Origin of the sequence: Caballeronia arvi (assembly GCF_001544695.2) — a bacterium.
Taxonomy (GTDB): Bacteria; Pseudomonadota; Gammaproteobacteria; order Burkholderiales; family Burkholderiaceae; genus Caballeronia; species Caballeronia arvi.
Map to the genome: position 1 here is coordinate 1 of NZ_FCOM02000020.1, position 21,460 is coordinate 21,460.

The window sequence follows — 21,460 nt, forward strand, 5'->3', positions numbered from 1 at the left end:
ACCAGCCCGATGCGCCAAGATGAATGTGTCAGCTATGTCCCCGACGAAAGTGTCAACCATGTCCCCGGTCTATACACGCAGCCCTTGCAAGCTCCGGCCCGCTTCGCGGCCGACCGGTCAAGCGGGTCTGCGCGCACTTCTTTGCTGACCGCTCGATCTCGCAGCATTCGCCGTACGTTGGTTTCCCTTGCATACCCCTCGGCAGCGCGCAGCGCTGTGCCGGAGCTATTTTGTGCTGAACCAAACACGCTCAAGGTTATGGCCTGTCAGACCGTGCGCGGTCCACGCCCGGCACAACAATGGGAACACTCGCTACTCCGGGTTCCATTCAGCCAATCGCCTGTGCCGCGGCCGGCGTGAGGCACTCTGGGTCGAAAAGCTGCTTTCTTTGGTGACTTTCTTTGCAGCAGCAAAGAAAGTTACCCCCGCCCCGGGGAGGGGCAGTGCCAATAGACCGACACGAAAGCAAGTTTCCCGAATCAAAGCCCTCAAGAAGCCTCGACCAACTCCCGCGCGAAGCGGTTATGTCGTTCAACGACCACGCCAAGATCAACCGTAGTCAACCTGCCCTCCTTCACCACAATCTTCCCGTCGACCACACTGGTCGACACCTGCGACGGCGCGCAGAACACCAGCGCCGCCACAGGATCGTGCAGCGCCCCCGCAAACGCCGGCTGCGACAAATCGAACGACACGAAATCCGCCGCCATGCCCGGCGCCAGCGCGCCAATATCATCGCGGTTGAGCACTTTCGCCCCGCCGAGCGTTGCGATCTCGAGCGCCTCCCGGGCAGTCATCGCATCCGGACCGAACCCGACCCGCTGTAACAGCAGCGCCTGCCGCACCTCTGCAACCATCTGCGCCCCATCGTTCGATGCCGACCCATCTACGCCAATGCCGACCGGCACACCCGCGTCACGCATCGCACGGATCGGCGCGATGCCCGACGCGAGCCGCATGTTGGAGCACGGACAATGCGCGACGCCCGTGCCTGTGCGCGCGAACAGTTCGATGCCCGCCTTGTCGAGCTGCACACAGTGCGCGTGCCACACGTCATGGCCGACCCAGCCGAGGTCTTCAGCATATTCGGCGGGCGTCATGCCGAATTTCTCGCGGCTGTACGCGACATCGTTCACGTTCTCGGCCAGATGCGTGTGCAGCGACACGCCATATTCACGCGCGAGCAGCGCCGCGTCGCGCATGAGTTCGCGGCTCACCGAAAACGGCGAGCACGGCGCCACGACCACACGCAACATCGCGTAGCGGCCTTCATCGTGATACGTCTCGATGAGGCGCTGCGAGTCCTTCAGAATCGCGTCCTCTTTTTCGACGACCGAATCGGGCGGCAAGCCACCATCCTTCTGCCCGACGCTCATGCTGCCGCGCGCCGCGTGAAAGCGCATGCCGATCTCGCGCGCCGCCGCGATGCTGTCGTCGAGCCGGCTGCCGTTCGGATAGATATACAGATGGTCGCTCGACGTCGTGCAGCCGGACAGCAGCAGTTCGGCCATCGCGGTCTGGGTCGAAACGGCGATCATCTCCGGCGTCAGATGCGCCCAGATTTTGTAGAGATTCGTGAGCCAGCCGAACAGCTCGGCGTTCTGCGCGGCGGGAATCGCGCGCGTCAGGCTCTGATACATGTGATGGTGCGTATTGACGAGGCCCGGAATCACCAGATGGCCGCGCATGTCGAGCACATCGTCGGCGGTGGGTGGGAGCTCGCGCGTCGGGCCCGCCGCGACGATGCGGTTGCCTTCGATATACAGGCCGCCATCGGCGATTTCGCGGCGCTGCTCGTCCATCGTGACGAGCATGTGGGCGTTCTTGACCAAAAGACTGCGTTGCATCGGCTTTTCTCTCCAGAAACGTTGGGAACCAGAAGAAGCCCCGGTTACCCAGCGTTGGCCGCCGTCTTCGGGACGCCGCCAATATCCATCGATATCGCGCGCATTGCCACTGTCCGCAGCCAAAAAACGGGACGCAATCAGACTGCCGGCATAGTCGTCTTCACGCCTGCAATATATTCGCGATTTTTGGCGCGCGTAGCATCGGCGAAAACGGCGTCGACAAGCGCGCCAGAGCCGGTCTGCCAAGGCTTACGCGCCGCTGTCATGCGCCAGGCATTATCTTTCCTATCGCGGACGCACAGCGCGTCTCAAATTTCTACAATGCAGTACACGGCGCGCATCTGAAAACGCCGACGGGTATGTAGCCACTGACGTGGAGCCTCGATCCGCCGCAGACGCACCAGAATGAACCCGGTGCCGAATTTCGGATCGATGCGCAACGCCGGATCTCGCACAACTCAAGGAAACTGCGAATGGGCAAGCTCACTACCCACGTCCTCGACACCGCGCACGGCCGCCCGGGCGCGCATCTCAAAGTCGAGTTGTTCGCGCTCAACGGCGACGCCCGCCGCGCGATCAAGACCATCCACACGAACGACGACGGCCGCGCCGATGCGCCGCTGCTCGAAGGCGCCGAGTTCGAAACCGGCGAATACGAACTCGTGTTCCATGCAGGCGATTACTTCGCGACGCTCGGCGTGAAAGTGCCGGAACCGCGCTTCGTCGATCGCGTGGCGCTGCGCTTCGGCATCGCGGATTCGGGCGCGCACTATCACGTGCCGCTGCTCGTGTCGCCCTGGGCGTACAGCACCTATCGCGGAAGCTGAAGCGAAAGTCAAAACACGGCTTGAACCCCACAAGCACATAACGAATCGGTAGTGGAGGAGTACATGGAAGGCTTTGTCACCGACTGGCTCAATCTCGTATTGCGCTGTCTGCACGTCATCGTCGCGATCGCGTGGATCGGCGAATCGTTCTACTTCGTCGCGCTCGACAACAGTTTGAAACCGCCCACGGACCCGAACGCGCGCCGACGCGGCGTGTTCGGCGATTTCTGGCACGTCCACGGCGGCGGCTTTTATCACATGCAGAAGTATTCGGTCGCGCCGTCGGACATGCCGGAGCATCTGCACTGGTCGTTCTGGCCGTCGTACACCACGTGGATGTCGGGCTTCGGCCTCTTCTTCGTGCTGTATCTGATGTCGCCGAGCACGTACCTGATCGACAAGAGCGTGCTCGACATGGGACCGGTCGTCGCCGTCTCCGCCGCGCTCGGCTTTCTGATGGCCGGCTGGATCGTCTATGACTCGCTGTGCCGCCTGCTCGGCACCAACGACAAGCTGCTCGGCATCTGCGTGGGCATCTACGTGCTGATTGCCGCGTGGATCGCTTGCCATGTGTTCGCCGGCCGCGCCGCCTATCTGATCACCGGCGCCATGATCGCGACGATCATGTCGGCGAACGTGTTCTTCGTCATCATTCCGGGACAGCGCAAGATGGTCGCGGCAATGCTCAAGGGCGAGACGCCGAACCCGATCTACGGCAAGCGCGGCAAGCAGCGCTCGGTGCACAACACGTATTTCACGCTGCCGGTCGTGTTCGCGATGCTGTCGAATCACTACGCGATGACCTACACGCACAAGTTCAACTGGGTGCTGCTCGTGCTCATCATGCTGGCGGGCGCGCTCATTCGCCAGTTCTTCGTGATGCGCCATCGAGGCCAGGTCCTGTGGTACATGCCGGTTGCCGGTCTCGTGCTGGTGCTCGGCGCGTTCGCATGGACGATGCCCGCGCCCACGGTGCCGGTCGCGCAAGCCGCTGGCGCGCCGACGATCAAGGTCGCCGACATCCAGCCGATCATCCAGCAGCGTTGCGCGACCTGCCATTCCGCGCATCCGACGATGATGGGCAGCGCGCCCGCTGGCGTGCTGCTTGATACGCCCGCCGAAATCAAACTGAACGCGCAACGCGTGCATCAGCAGGCCGTGACGCTGAAGGCGATGCCTCTCGGCAATGTGACGCAAATGACGGATGCCGAGCGCCAGAAAGTGGCCGCGTGGTTCGCGGGCGGCGCGGTGGAATAAAGACGGGTTGGGAAGAAAGCCCCGCTTCGGCTGTCAACCGAAGCGGGGCTTTTTTGTTCAGCGCGCGAAATAGTCCTTGACTGCGCGGATCACCGTGTCGATATCTTCACGCGACACATCGCGATGCGTGACGAAGCGCGACGCGTACAGCATCTGCGTGAGAATGCCGCGCTCTTTCAAATAGGCTTCGAGCGGCGCGCAATACGCGTCGGGAATGTGCGCGAAGACCATGTTCGTCGCGTGCGAGTCGATCCTGATCTGCTCTATTTGCGCGAGACCAGCCGCGAGATGCGCGGCGTTCGCGTGATCCTGCGCGAGGCCATCGACGTGATGATCCAGCGCATACAGACACGCCGCGGCAAGCAAGCCGGACTGACGCATGCCGCCGCCCAGCACCTTGCGCCATCGGCTCGCGACGTCGATCAACGCTTTCGGGCCGACCAGCACCGAACCCACCGGCGCGCCCAGCCCTTTCGAAAAGCAGATCGACACGGTATCGAACGGCGCACAGAGTTCGCGGACCGGCTTGTCCGACGCCACCGCCGCATTGAACACGCGCGCACCGTCGAGATGCGTCGACAGGCCGCGATCGCGCGCGAGCTGCGTCGCCTTCGCGACATACTCGGCCGGCAGCACTTTTCCGCCGATGGTGTTTTCCAGCGCCAGCAGCTTCGAGCGTGCGAAGTGGTTGTCGATCGGCTTGATCGCGGCGGCGATCTTGTCGAGCGGCAGCGATCCATCGGGCGCGTTTTCGATCGGCTGCGGCTGGATGCTGCCGAGCACCGCCGCGCCGCCGCCTTCGTATTTGTACGTGTGCGCGGATTGCCCGACGATGTATTCATCGCCACGTGCGCAATGCGCCATCAGCGCCGCGAGATTGCTTTGCGTGCCGCTCGGGAAGAATAGACCGGCTTCCTTGCCCGTGCGCTCGGCGAGCCTGGCCTGAAGTTCGAGGACGGTGGGATCGTCGCCCCAGACGTCGTCGCCGACTTGAGCTGCCGACATCGCGGCGAGCATCGATTGGCCAGGACGGGTGACGGTATCGCTGCGTAGATCGATCATGCGTGCGTGCCTCTTCGTGTGCGCATCGGAATGAGGCGTCTATCTTAGCGGCTCCGGGTTTTTGACGTTGAGCGACAAAGAAAAAGGACCGGTAACGTCACCGGTCCTTCGATGAAACCACGCCGAGCCCCGCAAGGATCAGCGCATCGCGTCCTCGGTCAGCCAGAGCGATTCCTTCAGATCCTGCTCGTTGAGGTTGTGCCCTTCGCCGCCGCCACGATCGACGACGATGAAATCGCTCACCTTGCCGAGCGCGAGCAGCGGATGATGCCAGACGCCTCTCGCGTAGTTCACGCCCTGCCAGCCGCTCGTGACGAACGCGCGGATCTTCGATTCATCGAGATCGCCCGGGGGCGCGACGACCACGAGATACGGGCGGTCGTCGAGCGGCACGAACGCCTGGCTGCCGAGCGGATGCCGCTCCATCATCCGGCATTCGAACGGCAGCGTGCGCGGCTGCCCGCGAAAGAGATTCACGAGCGTATGACCGCCCTGCTCTTCCACGTCGACGTCGCACAAATCGTGAAAGCGGATCGTCGTGCCAAGGTTGATCGGAATCTGCTTCGCGCCATCGAGTTCGATGACATCGCCATAAGGCTCGAACGCAGCGCGCGTCAACGGTTCGATAGCGAGCTTTTTCATTATGCAAGGGTGCCGAAGAGACGAAGACGCGACACGCCGCCGTCGGGATAAATATTGAAGCGCACGTGCGTCACGGGGCCGAGGGCCGCGAGCTCCGACTCGAAGAAATGCTGCTTGTCCATCTGCAGCTTCTGCTCGCCGAGCAGCACGGGCCAGAACATGGCCTGCGTGACGAGCGAGCTGTCGGTGCCGCCCTTGACATACGCCGCCTGCAGCGAGCAGCGGTCCGGATAGTTGCCCTTGAAGTGCGCGGTATCCACTTCGACCTTCTTGATGATGCCCGGCTGCGCCAGCGCGACGATGCACCAGTCGTTGCCCGGCTCGCGGCGACGGCGTGTTTCCCAGCCGTCGCCCATGTTCACGCCGCGGCCCGGCATGAGCAGCGTCGATGCGAGACCGAAGTGCTGGTTGTTCGTGCCGACGAGGTACGCGCCGTTTTCCATCGCGCCGAGATCGACGAGCGTGTTCTTGTCCGCGTTGCTCCAGTCGAGCTGCGGCTGGCCATACACACGCAGACGCGCGATGCCGCCATCCGGATAGACATTCACGCGCAGATGCGTGAACGGCTGTGCGGCGTCGACGTCGAGATAGTGATGGCTATTGCCCTGCAGCGTCGTCGACGGGACGATCTCGGTCCATTGCGTCGACTGATTCGGTGCGCCTTCGACGACATGCGCACCTTCGATCGACGCCGCCGGCGGGAAGTTACCGGTGAAATGACTCGTGTCGACATCGATGCCCTTGATCACGCCCGGCCGCGCCAGCTTGACGACACACCAGTCGTAGCCCGTCGTGCGCTTGCGGCGCGTTTCCCAGCCGTCCATCCACTTGCCGTGATCGTCGAACTTGCCGGGAATGAACACTGCCGGCTCGGGATTCAGCATGCGTTCTTTCGGCGCGAAGAAATCGTCGCTCGCCTCGAGTGCCTGCGCGCCCAGACGCGGGTCCGCGAGGTTCACATAGCGGCGCGTGAATTCAGGCGCGTTGGGATCGAGTGTCGGAATTGCCATTGTCTTCGTCCTTATCCTTACGTTGAAAGCGGATCAAGCGTGAATCAGGTCGTTCAACCTGAAGCGCGCGATCCGGTAAATCTGATCGAGACTCGTGCGAAGCTCTTCGGCGCGATCGTGATTCACGCGCTTTTCGAAGTTCGCGATGATGCCGTGGCGGTCGTAACCGCGCACGGCAAGAATGAACGGAAAGCCGAACTTGTCGCGATACGCGCGGTTCAGCGCTTGCAGCCTGTCGAACTCTTCCTGCGTGCAGAGACCGAGGCCCGCGCCGCTCTGCTCGCGCGTCGATTCGGCCGTCAGTTCGCCGCGCACCGCCGCCTTGCCCGCGAGTTCCGGGTGAGCGTTGATGAGCGCGAGCTGCTTTTCATCGCCGGCTTTTTCGACGATCTGCGACATCGTCGTGTGCAGCGTGTCGATGTCGCTGAACGGACGTTGTTGCGCCGCAGCTTCCGGCACCCATGGCGAATGTTCGAAGATGCCCGCGAGCACCGTCACGAACGTGTCGACGGGCATGGAGTTGAGTTGGTCGAGTGTGTATTGCATCGCCTTCATGCCGCCGTCCCGTTGTTAGCTTTTTCGAAAGGATGTTGCTCGCGCCAGTGACGCGCGATGTCGATACGCCGCGTCACCCACACGCGATCGTGCTTCTCGATGTGATCCAGGAACTTCTGCAGCCCGCGGAATCGTCCGGGCCGTCCAAGCAGGCGGCAGTGCATGCCGATGGACAGCATCTTCGGCGCTTCGTCGCCCTCTTCGTAGAGCACGTCGAAGGCATCGCGCAAGTAAGTGAAGAAGTGCTCGCCCGTATTGAAGCCTTGCGGCGTCGCGAAGCGCATGTCGTTGGTGTCGAGCGTGTACGGCACGATCAGATGCGGCTTCTTCTCGCCGCCCGTCACTTCGACTTCGGTCCAGAACGGCAGATCGTCGCCGTAATTGTCCGAGTCGTAGAGAATGCCGCCGTATTCCGCGACCAGCCGATGCGTGTTCGGACTATCGCGGCCCGTGTACCAGCCGAGCGGACGCACGCCCGTCACGCGCTCGATCGCTTCCATGCCAAGGCGCATGTGCTCGGCTTCGCGCTCCGGCGACATGTCCTGATAGTGAATCCAGCGATAGCCGTGACACGCGATCTCGTGCCCCAACTCGATGAACGCCTTCGCCACGTCCGGATGACGCTCGATCGCCATGCCGACGCCAAACACCGTCAGCGGCAGCCCGCGCTTTTCGAATTCGCGCAGGATGCGCCACACGCCCGCGCGCGAGCCGTATTCGTAGATCGACTCCATGCTCATGTGACGCGACGGATACGACGCCGCGCCGACGATCTCCGACAAAAACTGCTCCGAGCCCGGATCGCCGTGCAGCACGCAGTTCTCGCCGCCTTCTTCGTAATTGAGCACGAATTGCACGGCGACGCGTGCGCGTCCCGGCCAGTTCGCCTGCACGGGGTGGCGGCCGTAGCCGATCAGGTCGCGTGGATAGTTCGGATCGAGTGACATGGCTTGGAAGGACGGGTTGGGACGGATTGTCGACGATTCAGTGTAGCGAAAAGGCCCTGACGCGCCCATACATCAGGGCAGATAATGCGGGTCACGTCAGGTGTATGTACCTCGCCGAAAACACCATCAGCGCGGACTGAAATCCGACAGCACGCCGTCGTACCGTTTCACCAGCGGACGCGCAAAGTCGCCGCGTTTCGCCGTGTGCAGCCTGAGCGCGATGAGCGCCTCCGCCCATTTCACCGCCGCCGTCACGCCCTCCACCACCGGCGCGCCGATCGCGTCCTCGACTTCGCGGCAGAACTCCGCCATGCCCGCGCAGCCGAGCACGATCGCGTCCGAGCCGTCCTCGTCGAGCGCGCGCCGGCATTCGTCGATGATCGTGCGGCGTGCCGACGAGCCCGGTTCGTCCAGCTCCAGCACGGCGACATCCGTCGCACGGACGTTCTTGCAAAAGCGCGTCATGCCGTAGCGCTCCGCCAGATGCCACGCCATGCCGCAGGTGCGCTGCAAGGTCGTCACGACCGAAAACCCCGGCGCGATGACGCTTGCCGCATGCATCGCCGCTTCCGCGATGCCGATCACGGGGCCGCGCGCCAGTTCGCGGGCGGCGTAGAGGGCCGGATCGCCGAAGCACGCGATCACGTAGCCGTCGAAGCCCTGCTTTTCGCCGGCTTCCACTTCCGCCAGCAGGCCGAGCGACGCGATCGCCTCGTCGTAATAGCCTTCGATGGACGGCGGGCCCATCGTCGGGCTCACCGCGACGATCTCCGTGCCGGGCGCGGCGACTTCCCGCGCGCAGCGGCCCATCGCATCGGTCATGCGCTGCGTCGTGTTGGGATTGATCAGTTTGATGCGCATTGCTTTCTCCAGAATTCGACCATCGACTTCAAACGGCGCGCTTGCGACCAGCCAGCAAGTAATAGAACACCGCGCCCAGCCCCGCACCGATGAACCACGAGAAGTTCGCAGCGCCTTCCAGCGACGGCACCATCACGCAGAGCGTCGCGAGCACGGCGGCCGGCACGAGCGCCATCACCGCACGGCGGTTCACGCCCTTCGTGTACCAGTATTTGCCTGTTTCCGACGTCGTGTAGAGATCGTCGACGGACAGCTTGCCGCGCTTCACGAGATAGAAGTCGAGGATCAGCACGCCGTACAACGGTCCGATGAAGCTGCCGAGAATATCGAGCGTGTAGTGGATCACAGCCGGGTTGTTGAACAGATTCCACGGCGTGATGAAGATCGACGCGACTGCCGCCATCATCCCGCCCATGCGCCAGCTGATGAGCTTCGGCGCGACGTTCGAGAAGTCGAAGGCCGGCGACACGAAGTTCGCAACGATATTGATGCCGATGGTCGCAATCGTGAACGTAAGCGCGCCGAGAATCACGGCAGACGGATGATCGATGCGGCCGACCGTTTCCACCGGATCGGTGATCAGTTGACCGAACACCGGCAGCGTCGCGGCAGTCGTGATGACGGTCACGAGCGAGAACGCCAGGAAGTTGACCGGCAGCCCCCAGAAATTGCCACGCTTGACGCTGCGAAAGCTCTTGCCGTAGCGCGAGAAGTCACCGAAGTTCAGCATCGGACCGGAGAAATACGACACGACGAGCGAGACCGCGGTGATCATCACGGGAATCACTTCCATGCCGTGATACTTCACGCCGCCGAGATTCAGGCCGATGTTCTTGATGCCCGCGCGCCACACCATATAGCCGGCGAGAATGAACATCACGACATAGACGGCGGGACCGGCGAAGTCGATGAACTTCTTGATCATCTCCATGCCGCGCCAGAACACGACGGCCTGCAGCACCCAGAGCAGCATGAAGCCCGCCCAGCCGATAGCCGAGAGTCCGACGAAACCGTATTTGTGCACGTCGGCATAAGGCATCAGCGACGGCACGAACTTCAGCACGACGATGACGAGGGCACTCGACGCCAGATACGTCTGGATGCCGTACCACGCCACCGCGATGAGCCCGCGAATCACCGCGGGAATATTCGCGCCGAGCACGCCGAACGTGGCGCGGCACGCGACGGGATACGGCACGCCCGCCACCTGGCTCGGCTTGGCAATCATGTTGCACAACAAGTTCACGAGCCCAATGCCGATCAACAGCGACACGAGCACTTGCCAGCTCGTCAGGCCGAGCGCGAACAGGCTGCCCGCGAACACGTAGCCGCCGACGCTGTGAACGTCGGACATCCAGAACGCGAAGATGTTGTAGGCGCCCCAGGTTTGATTCTTGAGCGGGGCAAGATCCTCGTTGTAGAGGCGATCGCTGTAACCGGCGGGCAGACTGGGATCGTGCCCCTCTGTCTGCTCTTGATATTGCGGCAGGGCTGAACTGCCGGATGCACTGAACTGGGCCATGACGTCTCCTTCATAGGCTTGCGTAATGAAAAAACTGCAATTGCTCGAGTGACGAGCGAGTCCTTCGATGCCTTCGCCGATGTATCGAATCAGCGCGGCATTCTTCGGATTTGCGTTTTCGCCTTCGGGCGTGAGGCTGAGAGCGCACAAGGCTTCTGCCCGGCACGCCCGCCCTGCGACGGATTTCATTTCACGCTCGGTCGAGCGTCCTGTTCGATGCAGCGCACGCCGCGGATTTTTGGGCGTGCGACTCTCCACGCGCCCGGCGCGGCGCGCGGGGCACGGTCTCCAATTATTTAGTCCTGCTTGATTCAGCCGATGGCAGAGTCTTCGCTCTGCCTTGTCGCTGCTGCTATGCGTCGAGCGCTCTTTCGCGCTCCGGCGGTCGTGCGAATACTTCCTTCAGATCGACCGCGCCACGCGCCGGCCGCTCGAGCATTTTCAACTCGACATCGCGCAGGTGCTGCGCCATCAGATCGGTGGCTTGCGCGGCATCGCCGGCATCGAGCGCGGCGAGAATCTGTTCGTGATCCTCGAACGAGCACGAGCTTTTGCCGAGCGATTCGTACAGCGCCGAAATCAGCGTCGAACGTGCGACGAGTCCCGACAGGCATTCGCACAGCACCGTGTTGCCCGTGAGCGACGCGAGTTCGGTGTGGAACTCGCCGGAGAGCCGGATCCACGATGAAAAATCCTGGCTCTCGAATGCGCGGCGTTCTTTTCCGATCGTCGAGCTGATCGACTTCAGCCGGCGCATGCCGTGGCCTTGTGCGATCCGCTCCACCACCGCCAGTTCGATGATGCGGCGCATCTCGAACACTTCATGCACTTCCTGCAGCGACGGGCTCGCGACGAACGCACCGCGGTTCGGCTCCAGATCGACGAGCCGTTCGTTCGACAGTTGCGCGAGCGCCTGGCGGACGGTGCCGCGCTTCACGGCGAACACCTCACACAATTGCGCTTCGGTCAGCTTTGCGCCCGGCGCCAGGCGATGCTCGAGGATCGCGGCGCGGATGTTCTCGGCGATCGACTCGGCGTTCGCGCCGTTCGGAGCGGATTCTGAAGCATTCGATGCAGCACTACGTTTGGTGTCGGACATGATGTGCTCGCTTGCATGTTAAGCATCTTAGAATCGACATAAAGATTGTCAACAATTCATTTTCGAAATCGGCGATTTTCGGTTTTCTCGGCGGTGTGGCGCCGGCCTCAACTTCAGTATTGACAAGGCTCTGCGCCAATATCCTCTATTTTTGTCAGCATTGCCTGCACTTTTTGTCGACAATTTCGATCGCTGATCGGGCGAGTCGGTAAGGCAAGGACCCGTTGATTAAAGACGGTTAGTTGCGTACAAAGAGTCAAATTAAGGCGCTCGATGGAGCGCCTTTCCGTGTGCGTCACGCGAGATGGGGATAGTCGGAGAGCTTCAACGTGAACCCGCGTTCCGTCGCCACGAGGTGCGCCGTTGCGCCGAAAGGCAGCGTCAGCAAATTTTCGACGTGCCCGAACTGCAAGCCCGTCACGACCGGAATGCCGATCACGGAGCGGATCTGCTCGATCATCGTGTCGAGCGAGTAGCCGTTGTCATAGTCCGAAAGCCGCCCGCCGGAAAACTCGCCCATCACGATCGCCTGCTGGCGCCCGAGCACGCCCGACAGATGCAGCTGATAAATCATCCGCTCGATTCGAAACGGATGCTCGTTCACATCCTCGATATAGAGGATGCCGCCCTCGACCGGCGGCAGATAAGGCGTGCCGACGAGCGACGCCAGAATCGCGAGGTTGCCGCCCCACAGCATGCCGGTGACGTCGACGGTCTGACGCTGCGGCGTGTTGTTCGTCACCGTGAAGCTCGAATGGGAAATCGCGGTCCAGAAGTGCCGCATCGTGAAGGCACTGACCTCTTCCGCGCCGAAATCGCCTGCCAGCATCGGTCCGCCAAAGCTTTTCACGCCCGCGTGTGCGTAGAGCGCGCACTGGATCGCCGTGAAGTCGCTGTGGCCCACGATCGCCACCGGTTGATCGGCAAGCCTGCGCAGGCCCAGATAGTCCAGACCGTGCAGGATGCGCGACGCGCCATAGCCGCCGCGCACGGCAAGTACGATGTCAGGCAACGGCTGCGACGTATCGGCGAGGCGGTTGAGATCGGCCGCGCGCTCGGCGTCGGTGCCGCCGAAGCGCTGAAAGCGCCGTCGCGTCGCGTCGACGTTTTCCAGGCGATGCCCTTCCCGGCGCAATCGCCCAAGGCCGCGCTCCACAGCCGCCGGATCGTGCGGATAGCCAGAAGGCGCGACGAGGTCGATGGTGCGTGATTTCACGATGTTGTCGTTGGATTCGTTGTCGGATCGGAGGAATCGGCGGCGGTGCCCAGCCCGGATTCGCGCGCACGGCGCGCGTCGCGCTCTTCACGCGCGAGCCGGCGGCGCTCGGCGAAGAAATTCTTGAGCGCGTGCCCGCATTCGTCGGCGAGCACGCCGCCTGTCACCGTCGTGTGATGATTGAGCTGCCCGTTCGCAAACATGTCGACGACACTACCGCACGCACCCGTCTTCGGGTCCGCCGCGCCGTAGACGACGCGCGAAATGCGCGCGTGCATGATCGCGCCCGCGCACATCACGCACGGTTCCAGCGTCACAAACAGCTCGCAGCCGGGCAAACGGTAATTTTCGAGTTTCTGAGCGGCGGCGCGAAGCGCGGCCATTTCGGCATGCGCGGACGGATCGTGCCCGCGGATCGGATGATTGAAGCCCGTCGCGATGATTTCATCGCCGAGCACGATCACTGCGCCCACGGGCACCTCGCCCACGCGGCGCGCTTCGTCGGCGGATTTTTGCGCGAGCGCCATGAAACGGCGGTCGCGCTCGCTTGCGGAATCGGCGATGGGAAGCGTGTCGGGCGAAGCGCCGGGCGGCATCCCGATCACTTCGCTTCCAGCGCGACGCGGGACTGCGCGCGCTCGGAGAGCCGCTCTGCGATGCGCCGGCGGTACTCGTGCGGCACGCAACCGCCGCCGCGCAGCGATTCGAGCGCCATGTCGAGCGCGAGCATTCTGGCTTGCAACTGGCAGCGGGCGCCGGGGTCCGTCACGCGGTCGAACTCTTCCTGAAGACCGCGCAGTGCGCGCAGTTGTTCGACGGCGGGCGGGACGAAGCCCGCATTCTTGAGAATTCGATTGGCGACACGCACTTCCTCGGGGACGAGGACGTCGTCGTCGAACTGGAGCGGAGCGCCCGCGCCCGGCAAGTCGTTGAACTCGCCACGCGCAGCGGCTTCATGGATCCGCTGTTCGACCAAAGCATCTAGCAATTTCATCGGGGATTACGACCGGCTTTCATCTGCAAAAGGCGCGGTCTGTCACGATTTCCGTCGGTTAGCTCGAAGTCGGAAGGCAGCCGGAAACTCACGCTCACGCGTTGTTCGGCACGTCTCGACAATCCAACGGCTATTCTATCAGCGCCTAACGAGACGATTTCGCCGCATGCACGCGCGTTCGCGGCGCATCGCCGTATACCGGGCTTATCGGCGTGCTTATGCGTCGTTTGCGCAACATTCGTTGACGGCGCGACAACAAGTGTGCTTGTACGATGACTACGCGCCCGTTTCGCTCTGCGGGAGCTTTCCGCCGCCGCGCGTATAGCCTTGCGTCGCAAGTAAAAGCCGCCGCGTGTACTCGTGCGCGACATCGCGCGAGCGCACCGCGTCCACGCCCAGTTGCTCGACGATTTCCCCGTTGCGCATGACCGCGACGCGCTGACAGAGAAAACCAATTACCGCGAGATTGTGGCTCACGAGAATCATCGTCAGCCCGCGCTCGCGATGCAGCCGCCGCAGCAAGTTCAGGATTTCCGCCTGCACGGAAACGTCGAGCGCGGAAGTCGGCTCGTCGAGCAACAGCACGCGCGGCTCGACGATCAACGCGCGCGCGATCGACACGCGCTGGCGCTGCCCGCCCGACAACTGATGCGGATAGCGAAAGCGGAACGCCGGACCCAGCCCGACTTCGGCGAGCGCCGCGAGAATGCGCGCGTCCTGATCGCCGATGCCGTTGATCGCGAGCGGCTCGCGCAACGTCCTGTCGACCGTGAAGCGCGGATGCAGCGCGCCGTACGGGTCCTGAAACACCATCTGCACGTCGTGCCTGCCGCGCTGCGTGCCGATGCGAATGCTGCCGCCGTTCAGCGATGTGAGCCCGGCGAGCGCGCGCAGCACCGTCGACTTGCCGCTGCCCGATTCGCCGACGAGACCGAACACCTCGCCATCCTCCACGCGCAAGGAAACATCGCGAACGGCATCGACGTGGCCGGTCTTCGTTTTGAAGCGGATATGCGCGTGTTCGAGATCGATCATCGTTCGCAGAATTCGTTGAGCCATGCGGGATCGCGGCGCAAGGTCGGCAGTTCGTCGGGCGGATGGTCGAGCGGCGGGTTCGCTTCCAGTAGCCCGCGCGTGTACGGATGCGTCGCGTGCGCGAGATCGCGCGCGGCGCACGTCTCGACGATGCGTCCGCCGTACATCACAGCGACGCGGTCGCAGAACGACATCACGAGCGGCAGATCGTGGCTGATAAACACGAGCCCGGTGCCGTGGCGTTCGATCATCTCGTCGAGCACGGCGAGCACCTGCATCGACACGAGGACATCGAGCGCGCTCGTGGGTTCGTCGGCAATCAGGAGGCGCGGGCCGGCCGATACCATCATCGAGATCATCACGCGCTGGCCCATGCCGCCCGACAGCTCGTGCGGATAGGCGTCCGCGACACGCTGCGGATCGCGGATATGCACGGCCTCCAACGCCGCCACGATGCGCTCACGCAACGCACGTCGGCTTTCCTTCGCGCCCTGCCGCACGAACGTCTCGCGCATCTGCTGCGCGACGGTCATCACAGGGTTGAGCGAGTATTTCGGATCTTGCAGGATCATGCTCATGCGCGTGCCGCACAGGCGGCGGCGCTCCTTCGGGCGCATCGCGAGCAAGTCTTGTCCTTCGAGGCGCAACGCCTTCGCCGACCATTTCGCTTCGGACGGCAAGAGCCCGAGCAGCGCGCGGCCCGTCAACGATTTCCCCGAGCCCGATTCCCCGACGATACCGAGCCGCTCGCCCGGCCCCACCGTCAGCGATACGCCGCGCACGGCCGGCATGAGCACGCCGTCGTGACCGGCGAAAGCCACGTTCAGCCCGTCGATTTCCGCGAGCGGCGTCGACATGTCAGCCTCCATGACGCGGATCGAAGACGTCGCGCAGACCGTCGCCGAGCAGGTTGAAGGCGAGGCTCACCGCAAGGATCGCGAGGCCGGGAATCGTCGCGACCCACCATGCGTCGAGCAGCACGTTGCGGCCCGCCGCGACCATGTAGCCCCATTCCGGGCTCGGCGGCTGCGCGCCCAGTCCGAGAAAGCCCAGACCCGCGACGGCGAGAATGATGCCCGCCATGTCGAGCGTCGCGCGCACGATCACCGACGACGAACACAGCGGCACGATATAGCGCAACAGGATGCGCAGCGGCGACGCCCCTTGCAGACGCGCCGCGTGAATGTAATCGGACTGCGCGAGCCGCAGCGATTCCGCGCGCGCGAGACGCGCATACGGCGGCCACGCGGTAATGGACAGCGCGATCACCGCATTGAGCACGCCGGGACCGAGCGCCGCCGCGAACGCGAGCGCGAGCACGATCTTCGGGAACGCGAGCGCGACATCGGTCAGGCGCATCAGCACCGTATCGACGATGCCGCCGCAATAACCCGCCACCGTGCCCATCAGAAGCCCGACCGGCACGACGAGCACGACGACCAGCAGCGCGATCGCCAGCGTCAGGCGCGAGCCATGCACCAGCCGCGAGAGAATGTCGCGGCCGAGCTGATCGGTGCCTAACCAATGCGCGGCGTTCGGCGGCGTGAGACGTTCGGCCAGCACCTGTTGCAGCGGGTCCTGCGTGACGAGCATCGGCCCGATGGCGGCGACCACGACGAGCAGCAGCAGAATCGCGAGCCCGAGCATGCTGAGCGGATTCGACGAGAACCGCCGCCAGCGCCGATACGCGCGCCCGAGTGCGGCCTGGCGCGGCGACGCGGGCGTATCGGTCAGGAGCCACGCGCGCAAGTTAGTCCGCGCCGGTTTCATCTGCGCAAAGTCCTCCATGTCATCGCGCCCGCGGATCGAACACGCGATAAAGCGCATCCGTCAAAAGATTCAGCGCGATGAACGTCGCGCCGATCACGAGCGTGCTGCCGAGCACGGCGTTCATGTCGGCGTTCAGCAACGCGCCCGTCAGATACGAGCCGATGCCCGGCCACGCGAACACGATCTCGGTGAGCACCGAGCCTTCGAGCAGATAGCTGTACGCGAGCGCGATCACCGTCAGAAGCGGCACCGCGATATTGCCGAACGCGTGCCGCCAGATCACGCGGCGCTCGGGCAAGCCTTTTGCGCGCGCAGTCGTCACATATTCCTGACTCAATTGTTCGAGCATGAACGAGCGCGTCATGCGCGACAGATAGGCGATCGAATAGAACGCGAGCACGCTCGCCGGCAGCGCGATATGCGAGAACGCGTTCTGGAACACATCCCATTCGCCGGCGATGAGCGAATCGATCAGCAAGCTGCCCGTGCGCGTGTCGACCATGCCGTCGTACATCGGATCGATGCGCCCCGGCCCCGACACCCAATGCAGCCGCGCGTAGAACAGCAGCAGGCCCATCAGCGCGAGCCAGAATACCGGCACGGAACTGCCCGCGAGCCCGATGACGCGCGCGATGTGATCGACGATGCGATTGTGCTTCACCGCCGCCGCGACCCCGAGCGGCACGCCAATCGCAACGCCGATGAACGTCGAGAGCGTCGCGAGTTCGAGCGTCGCGGGAAAGACGCGTTTGATGTCGTCGATGACCGGGTTCGCGGTCAGAAGCGACATGCCGAGATTGCCGTGCAGCACGTCGCGCGCGTAGATCAGGAATTGATCGATGAGCGGCTTGTCGAGACCGAGGCGCAGACGCGCGGCCGCGTACGCGCTCGCCGACGCGCGGTCGCCGAGAATCGCGAGCACCGGATCGATCGGAATCTTGCGGCCGATGAAGAACGTGATCGCGAGCAGGCCGGTGAACGTGATGGCGAGCATCGCGATCCAGCGGGTGAGCGCGAGCAGCACGCGTACCTTCGCGCCGCTCGCGTGGTTCAAACGCGCCTGAGTGCTCACTGCTTCTTGATGTTGCGATACGACACGAGATCGTTGATCGGCCCGACTTCGAGACCGGTCACGCCGGGACGCGCCGCCACCTGCGACACCTTCTGGAACATGATCACGAACGGCGACTTCGCGAGCACTTCGCGTTGCATCTTCTCGTAGAGTTGCGCACGCTTTTTCGTGTCGCTTTCGGCGAGCGCCGCGTCGGTTTCCTTCGTCAGTTGCGGAATGTCCCACGCGTTGCGCCACGCGAGCATCTTGTAGCTCGACGCATCCGAGTTGTCCGGATTCCACACGAAGCCCTGCGCATTGCTGTGCGGATCGATGTAATCCGCCGACCACTCGCCGATATAAATGTCGTGCGCGCGCGCGCGATAGCGTCCGAGCGTCTGCTTGTTGTCGCTCGGCATGAGTTGCACCTTGATGCCCGCGAGCGCCAGATTGGCCTGCACCGCCTGCGCGATCTCGCTGTACGGATAGTCGTTGCGCACGTCCATCTTGACCGTGAAGCCGTTGGCCAGTCCCGCCTTCGCGAGCAGCGCCTTCGCCTTGGGCACGTCCTGGTGATACGGATTCTCGTTGAGCGCGCCCAGAAAGCCTTCAGGCAGGAACGTTTCGTGAACCTTGTAAGTCGTGCGGATCACGTTCTTCTGAATGCCCTGATAGTCGATGAGCCACTTCATCGCTTCCCAGACTTCCGGCTTCGCGAGATTCGGGTTCTTGTTGTTCAGGCCGAGATACATGAGCGTCGCCTGCGGAATGGCTTGCGCCTTGATGACGCCGGACTTCGAAAGCGTGTCGAGATCGTCGGGCGACAGATCGCGCGCGACGTCGATATCGCCGTTCTGGATCATGAGCCGCTGGCTCGCCGCTTCGGTCACGTGACGCAGCACGATGCGCTTCATCGCGAGCGGTATGCGATAGCCGTCGAAGCGCTGCAGCACGATGCTGTCGTTCGCGGTCCACTTGACGAGCTTGTACGCACCCGAGCCGGCCTCGTTCGTCTTCAGCCACTCGTTGCCGTAGTCGCTCCCCTTCGCATGCGATTCCACGAGCTTGCGATCCACCACCGACGCCGGCCACGAGCCCAGCACGTTCAGCACGAAAGTCGGCGCATAGCGACGATCGGTCGTGACGGAGACGGTCGTGTCGTCGATCTTCTTCACGTTCTGTGCGGCGTTGGCCTTCGTCAGGCCGATGCCCGCGAGCACGGCCGCCGCGCCTTTGTCGAGCAAGGCGGTGCGCTGGATCGACCAGGCGACGTCGTCGGCCGTGAGCGGATTGCCCGAATGAAACTTGAGCCCGGACCGAATCTTGAACGTGAAGGTCAGGCCGTCCTGACTCACGGTCCAGGACTCGGCGACATCGCCATTGAATTTCGACGGGTCCTTCAGGTCGACGCGCACCAGCCGGTCATACGTGTTTGCGACGTATTCTTCCGGCACCAGCTCGTAGATTTCGCCGGGGTCGAGCGAGGTGAACTCGTCGAGCAGCGTCGCCATGACGAACAGATCCTTGGGCGTGGCGGCTTGCGCGCTCGGCAAGCCTGTCCAGGCCGTCGATACCGTGAACGCCGATGCGAGCATGACCGCTGCCAAAGCTTTTTTCATGGGGTGCCGTCCTGTTCCTTTCACGATTACATGAGCCGCAGCGGGCCGCTTTCTTCGTTATCGATCAAAGCAAGTTCGCGCGAGCCTGGCAATTCGTAATGCCACCACTCGCTTTTGATGTGCGTGAAGCCTGCGCCGTGCATGACGCCCAACAACAACGTGCGATTGCGCTGTACATGCTCCGGCAAATCGAAGTGAAAGTGCTCGGATTCGACGACCATCGCGTCGAATCCCGTGCCCATGTCGAGCTCGTCGCCATGCTGATCGACGAGCGTGAGGTCGACCGCCGTGCCGCGGCTGTGGTTCGAGCCGCGCCCGAGTTCGGCGATGAAGTTCGGATCGGGCAGAAAGTCCCACAGCACTTTCTGCGCTTGCGGCGGACGATACGCATCGAAAATCCGCAGCGTCATGCCGATGCTCCGCGCGATAGCGACGGCTTTTCGTAATGCGGCTTCGGCGGGTTCCAGCAGCAGGCAATGCTGGGCCTTGTAGATCGGCTTGCCGGTGAAATTTCGATCGGTCGCGTAGACGAGATCGATCTGGACGTCGTGCGTTTCGGGCGTGATGTGCAACAGGCGGGATCGAGTCATGTGTGCGGGCGGCCTGGATATCGATAGACGAACCTTAACGCGTAAGAAAAATCCGCGAAACCCTTTCTGTCGGGTGGTTTTGCCTGATTACGCTACGAGCGGCCAGCGCGCGAGGACTTCGTATTGCGATTTGCCGAGCAGACTGCGCACCAGCGCGAACTCGCGCGCGGTCCATGCGATGGGCGCGACGAACTCGCGTGGGATGCGGCGCTCGTCGTACAGCAAGGTCACGTGGGGCTTGAATTCGGGATGACGTTTGACAGGAATGCCGGCGTCATCGAGCGCGGCGCCGAGGGTTTGTGCGAGCGCGTCGAGCGACTCGGTGACATCGCCGGAAAGGACGAGCGGGCGTTTGGCGCGGCGGCCGGGAAAGCTCTCGATGCGGTCGAAGACGATATCGACCGGTGGGAACGTCGTTTGCGGCACTGCGTTGCGGGTCTGCGCGACGAGATCGGCGGAAAGGCCCGCGAACGCGCCGAGGTAATGCAAGGTGATGTGGAGGCGATCGGCGAGAATCGCTCTGCCCTTCAGCCTGTGACCGGTGCGAAGCCGCGTCGTCAGTTCAGCGATGCGCGCGGCGGCGGGTGCGTCGGGGTAGAGGGCGAAGAAGAGGGAGTCGGTCGGGTGCGCTCGCGCGGTGGAATCGGAATGCGGGGTGTTCATTTTCTACCCTTTTGCGCTTGCGCGATCGCAGTGCTGTCGATCAACATGTCTCGGGCCGCTTCGGTGTCCGTACCGAAAGGGAGTTACCGCTGCACACCATCCGAAGGATACGCATGAACACATTTTCCGTGGACGAAAACGGCAACGTTCTTCGTTATCTCGATCTGTATGCTGGTGCCGAGCCGCTTCTTTTCATTCACGGATTGGGATGCGCCTCGAGCAGCGATTATCCTCCGGTCGTCGCTGCCGACGCTTACTTCAAAGGCAGATCGCTGCTGATCGACCTCATGGGAGCGGGCTTCAGCGACAAGCCAGAGGACGGCAAATTCGCTTCCGACGATCAGGCCGCCGTGTTATCCAGGTTCATCGCGGAAGAAGGATTCGCACGCGTGAATCTGTTCGGCCACAGCGCCGGGGCGTTCATCGCGCTGAAACTGGCACAGTCACTTCCCGCCCACGTTGGTGCCATCGTTCTGTGCGAGCCGGGATTGACAGACTACGGCATCGCGATGCTATCGGAGATTACCGCTCAAACCGAAGATCAATTCGTGGATGAAGGCTTTTCGGCGTTTCTCGCCCAATTGAAGGCGCAAGGGACGAACGACGCGTGGCTGGGACCGTTTTCCGTTGCGTCGCCTTATGTGATTTACCAATGGGCGCAATCGGCTCTCCAGGATAACGTCGAAAACTGGCTGGATGATCTTGCGAAGCTGAAATCGACGAAAGGAGTCATCCTGTCAGAAAACGCGACGAGCGATGAAATCGCCAAGTTCGAACAGGCGGGCTGCACGGTCGAAGTGGTGGCCAATGCCGAGCATATGATCGCCTACGACAATCCTGACGGCCTGGCGCAAGCGATCAGCAAGTTCATCGATTGATGGATCGCGATATCC

At 62.9% G+C, this 21,460-nt stretch carries 22 protein-coding genes; 3 read left to right on the forward strand and 19 right to left on the reverse strand.

Annotation, left to right across the window (positions count from 1 at the left end):
* Nucleotides 1-488: 488 nt before the first annotated feature.
* Nucleotides 489-1,847, reverse strand: a complete 1,359-nt coding sequence (locus AWB74_RS21645) for an 8-oxoguanine deaminase (RefSeq protein WP_061148787.1) — start codon at nt 1,845-1,847, stop codon at nt 489-491.
* A gap of 473 nt (nt 1,848-2,320) precedes the next feature.
* Here AWB74_RS21645 and uraH point away from each other — a divergent pair, with 473 nt between their 5' ends.
* Both uraH and AWB74_RS21655 read left to right on the forward strand, forming a co-directional pair.
* Complete coding sequence (gene uraH / locus AWB74_RS21650) at nt 2,321-2,674, forward strand: hydroxyisourate hydrolase (RefSeq protein WP_061148788.1); 354 nt, start codon at nt 2,321-2,323, stop codon at nt 2,672-2,674.
* 63 nt (nt 2,675-2,737) lie between these two features.
* On the forward strand, nt 2,738-3,931 hold the full coding sequence (locus tag AWB74_RS21655) for a urate hydroxylase PuuD (RefSeq protein ID WP_061148789.1): 1,194 nt from the start codon (nt 2,738-2,740) through the stop codon (nt 3,929-3,931).
* A gap of 57 nt (nt 3,932-3,988) precedes the next feature.
* Here the strand turns inward: AWB74_RS21655 and ltaE are convergent, their stop codons facing one another.
* The 18 genes from ltaE to thpR all read right to left on the reverse strand — a co-directional run bounded on the left by ltaE (nt 3,989) and on the right by thpR (nt 20,567).
* Nucleotides 3,989-4,993, reverse strand: a complete 1,005-nt coding sequence (gene ltaE, locus AWB74_RS21660; protein WP_061148790.1) for a low-specificity L-threonine aldolase — start codon at nt 4,991-4,993, stop codon at nt 3,989-3,991.
* A gap of 138 nt (nt 4,994-5,131) precedes the next feature.
* Nucleotides 5,132-5,635 (reverse strand): ureidoglycolate lyase, encoded by a 504-nt coding sequence (locus AWB74_RS21665; protein WP_061148791.1) that lies wholly within the window; start codon nt 5,633-5,635, stop codon nt 5,132-5,134.
* Nucleotides 5,635-6,645 (reverse strand): allantoicase, encoded by a 1,011-nt coding sequence (alc, locus tag AWB74_RS21670; protein WP_061148792.1) that lies wholly within the window; start codon nt 6,643-6,645, stop codon nt 5,635-5,637. The genes AWB74_RS21665 and alc overlap by 1 nt, the downstream gene beginning before the upstream one ends.
* A 33-nt stretch (nt 6,646-6,678) precedes the next feature.
* Nucleotides 6,679-7,200 carry a 2-oxo-4-hydroxy-4-carboxy-5-ureidoimidazoline decarboxylase gene (uraD, locus tag AWB74_RS21675; RefSeq protein WP_061148793.1) on the reverse strand — a complete coding sequence of 174 codons (522 nt, stop codon included), beginning with the start codon at nt 7,198-7,200 and terminating at the stop codon, nt 6,679-6,681.
* Nucleotides 7,197-8,147: an allantoinase PuuE gene (puuE, locus tag AWB74_RS21680; protein WP_061148794.1), complete on the reverse strand. Its 951-nt coding sequence runs from the start codon at nt 8,145-8,147 to the stop codon at nt 7,197-7,199. The genes uraD and puuE overlap by 4 nt, the downstream gene beginning before the upstream one ends.
* A 126-nt stretch (nt 8,148-8,273) precedes the next feature.
* Entirely contained in the window at nt 8,274-9,008 is a 735-nt protein-coding gene (locus tag AWB74_RS21685; protein WP_061148795.1) for an aspartate/glutamate racemase family protein, read from the reverse strand.
* Nucleotides 9,009-9,036: 28 nt separating this feature from the next.
* Entirely contained in the window at nt 9,037-10,530 is a 1,494-nt protein-coding gene (locus AWB74_RS21690; RefSeq protein WP_061148886.1) for an NCS1 family nucleobase:cation symporter-1, read from the reverse strand.
* 352 nt (nt 10,531-10,882) lie between these two features.
* The gene (locus AWB74_RS21695) at nt 10,883-11,629 is read right to left on the reverse strand and encodes a GntR family transcriptional regulator (protein WP_061148796.1); all 747 of its coding nucleotides are present in this window, start codon (nt 11,627-11,629) and stop codon (nt 10,883-10,885) included.
* Nucleotides 11,630-11,924: 295 nt separating this feature from the next.
* Nucleotides 11,925-12,848 (reverse strand): muramoyltetrapeptide carboxypeptidase, encoded by a 924-nt coding sequence (gene ldcA, locus AWB74_RS21700; protein ID WP_200822012.1) that lies wholly within the window; start codon nt 12,846-12,848, stop codon nt 11,925-11,927.
* Nucleotides 12,842-13,441 (reverse strand): tRNA adenosine(34) deaminase TadA, encoded by a 600-nt coding sequence (gene tadA, locus AWB74_RS21705; protein ID WP_061148798.1) that lies wholly within the window; start codon nt 13,439-13,441, stop codon nt 12,842-12,844. Before tadA ends, ldcA begins: the two co-directional genes overlap by 7 nt.
* Before the next feature lie 5 nt (nt 13,442-13,446).
* Nucleotides 13,447-13,839, reverse strand: coding sequence for a DnaJ family domain-containing protein (locus AWB74_RS21710; protein ID WP_061148799.1), 393 nt, complete (start codon nt 13,837-13,839; stop codon nt 13,447-13,449).
* A 276-nt stretch (nt 13,840-14,115) separates the two neighbouring features.
* Complete coding sequence (locus tag AWB74_RS21715) at nt 14,116-14,874, reverse strand: ABC transporter ATP-binding protein (RefSeq protein ID WP_061148800.1); 759 nt, start codon at nt 14,872-14,874, stop codon at nt 14,116-14,118.
* Nucleotides 14,871-15,731: an ABC transporter ATP-binding protein gene (locus tag AWB74_RS21720; protein WP_407642456.1), complete on the reverse strand. Its 861-nt coding sequence runs from the start codon at nt 15,729-15,731 to the stop codon at nt 14,871-14,873. Before AWB74_RS21720 ends, AWB74_RS21715 begins: the two co-directional genes overlap by 4 nt.
* A 1-nt stretch (nt 15,732) precedes the next feature.
* Nucleotides 15,733-16,644: a nickel transporter permease gene (nikC, locus tag AWB74_RS21725; RefSeq protein ID WP_061148887.1), complete on the reverse strand. Its 912-nt coding sequence runs from the start codon at nt 16,642-16,644 to the stop codon at nt 15,733-15,735.
* A 19-nt stretch (nt 16,645-16,663) separates the two neighbouring features.
* Nucleotides 16,664-17,638: an ABC transporter permease gene (locus tag AWB74_RS21730; RefSeq protein WP_235024650.1), complete on the reverse strand. Its 975-nt coding sequence runs from the start codon at nt 17,636-17,638 to the stop codon at nt 16,664-16,666.
* Between the two features lie 74 nt (nt 17,639-17,712).
* The gene (locus AWB74_RS21735) at nt 17,713-19,314 is read right to left on the reverse strand and encodes an ABC transporter substrate-binding protein (RefSeq protein WP_061148802.1); all 1,602 of its coding nucleotides are present in this window, start codon (nt 19,312-19,314) and stop codon (nt 17,713-17,715) included.
* 26 nt (nt 19,315-19,340) lie between these two features.
* On the reverse strand, nt 19,341-19,904 hold the full coding sequence (ddpX, locus tag AWB74_RS21740; RefSeq protein ID WP_061148803.1) for a D-alanyl-D-alanine dipeptidase: 564 nt from the start codon (nt 19,902-19,904) through the stop codon (nt 19,341-19,343).
* An 87-nt stretch (nt 19,905-19,991) separates the two neighbouring features.
* Nucleotides 19,992-20,567 carry an RNA 2',3'-cyclic phosphodiesterase gene (gene thpR / locus AWB74_RS21745; protein WP_061148804.1) on the reverse strand — a complete coding sequence of 192 codons (576 nt, stop codon included), beginning with the start codon at nt 20,565-20,567 and terminating at the stop codon, nt 19,992-19,994.
* A 113-nt stretch (nt 20,568-20,680) separates the two neighbouring features.
* Here thpR and AWB74_RS21750 point away from each other — a divergent pair, with 113 nt between their 5' ends.
* On the forward strand, nt 20,681-21,445 hold the full coding sequence (locus AWB74_RS21750) for an alpha/beta fold hydrolase (protein WP_061148805.1): 765 nt from the start codon (nt 20,681-20,683) through the stop codon (nt 21,443-21,445).
* Nucleotides 21,446-21,460: the final 15 nt, after the last annotated feature.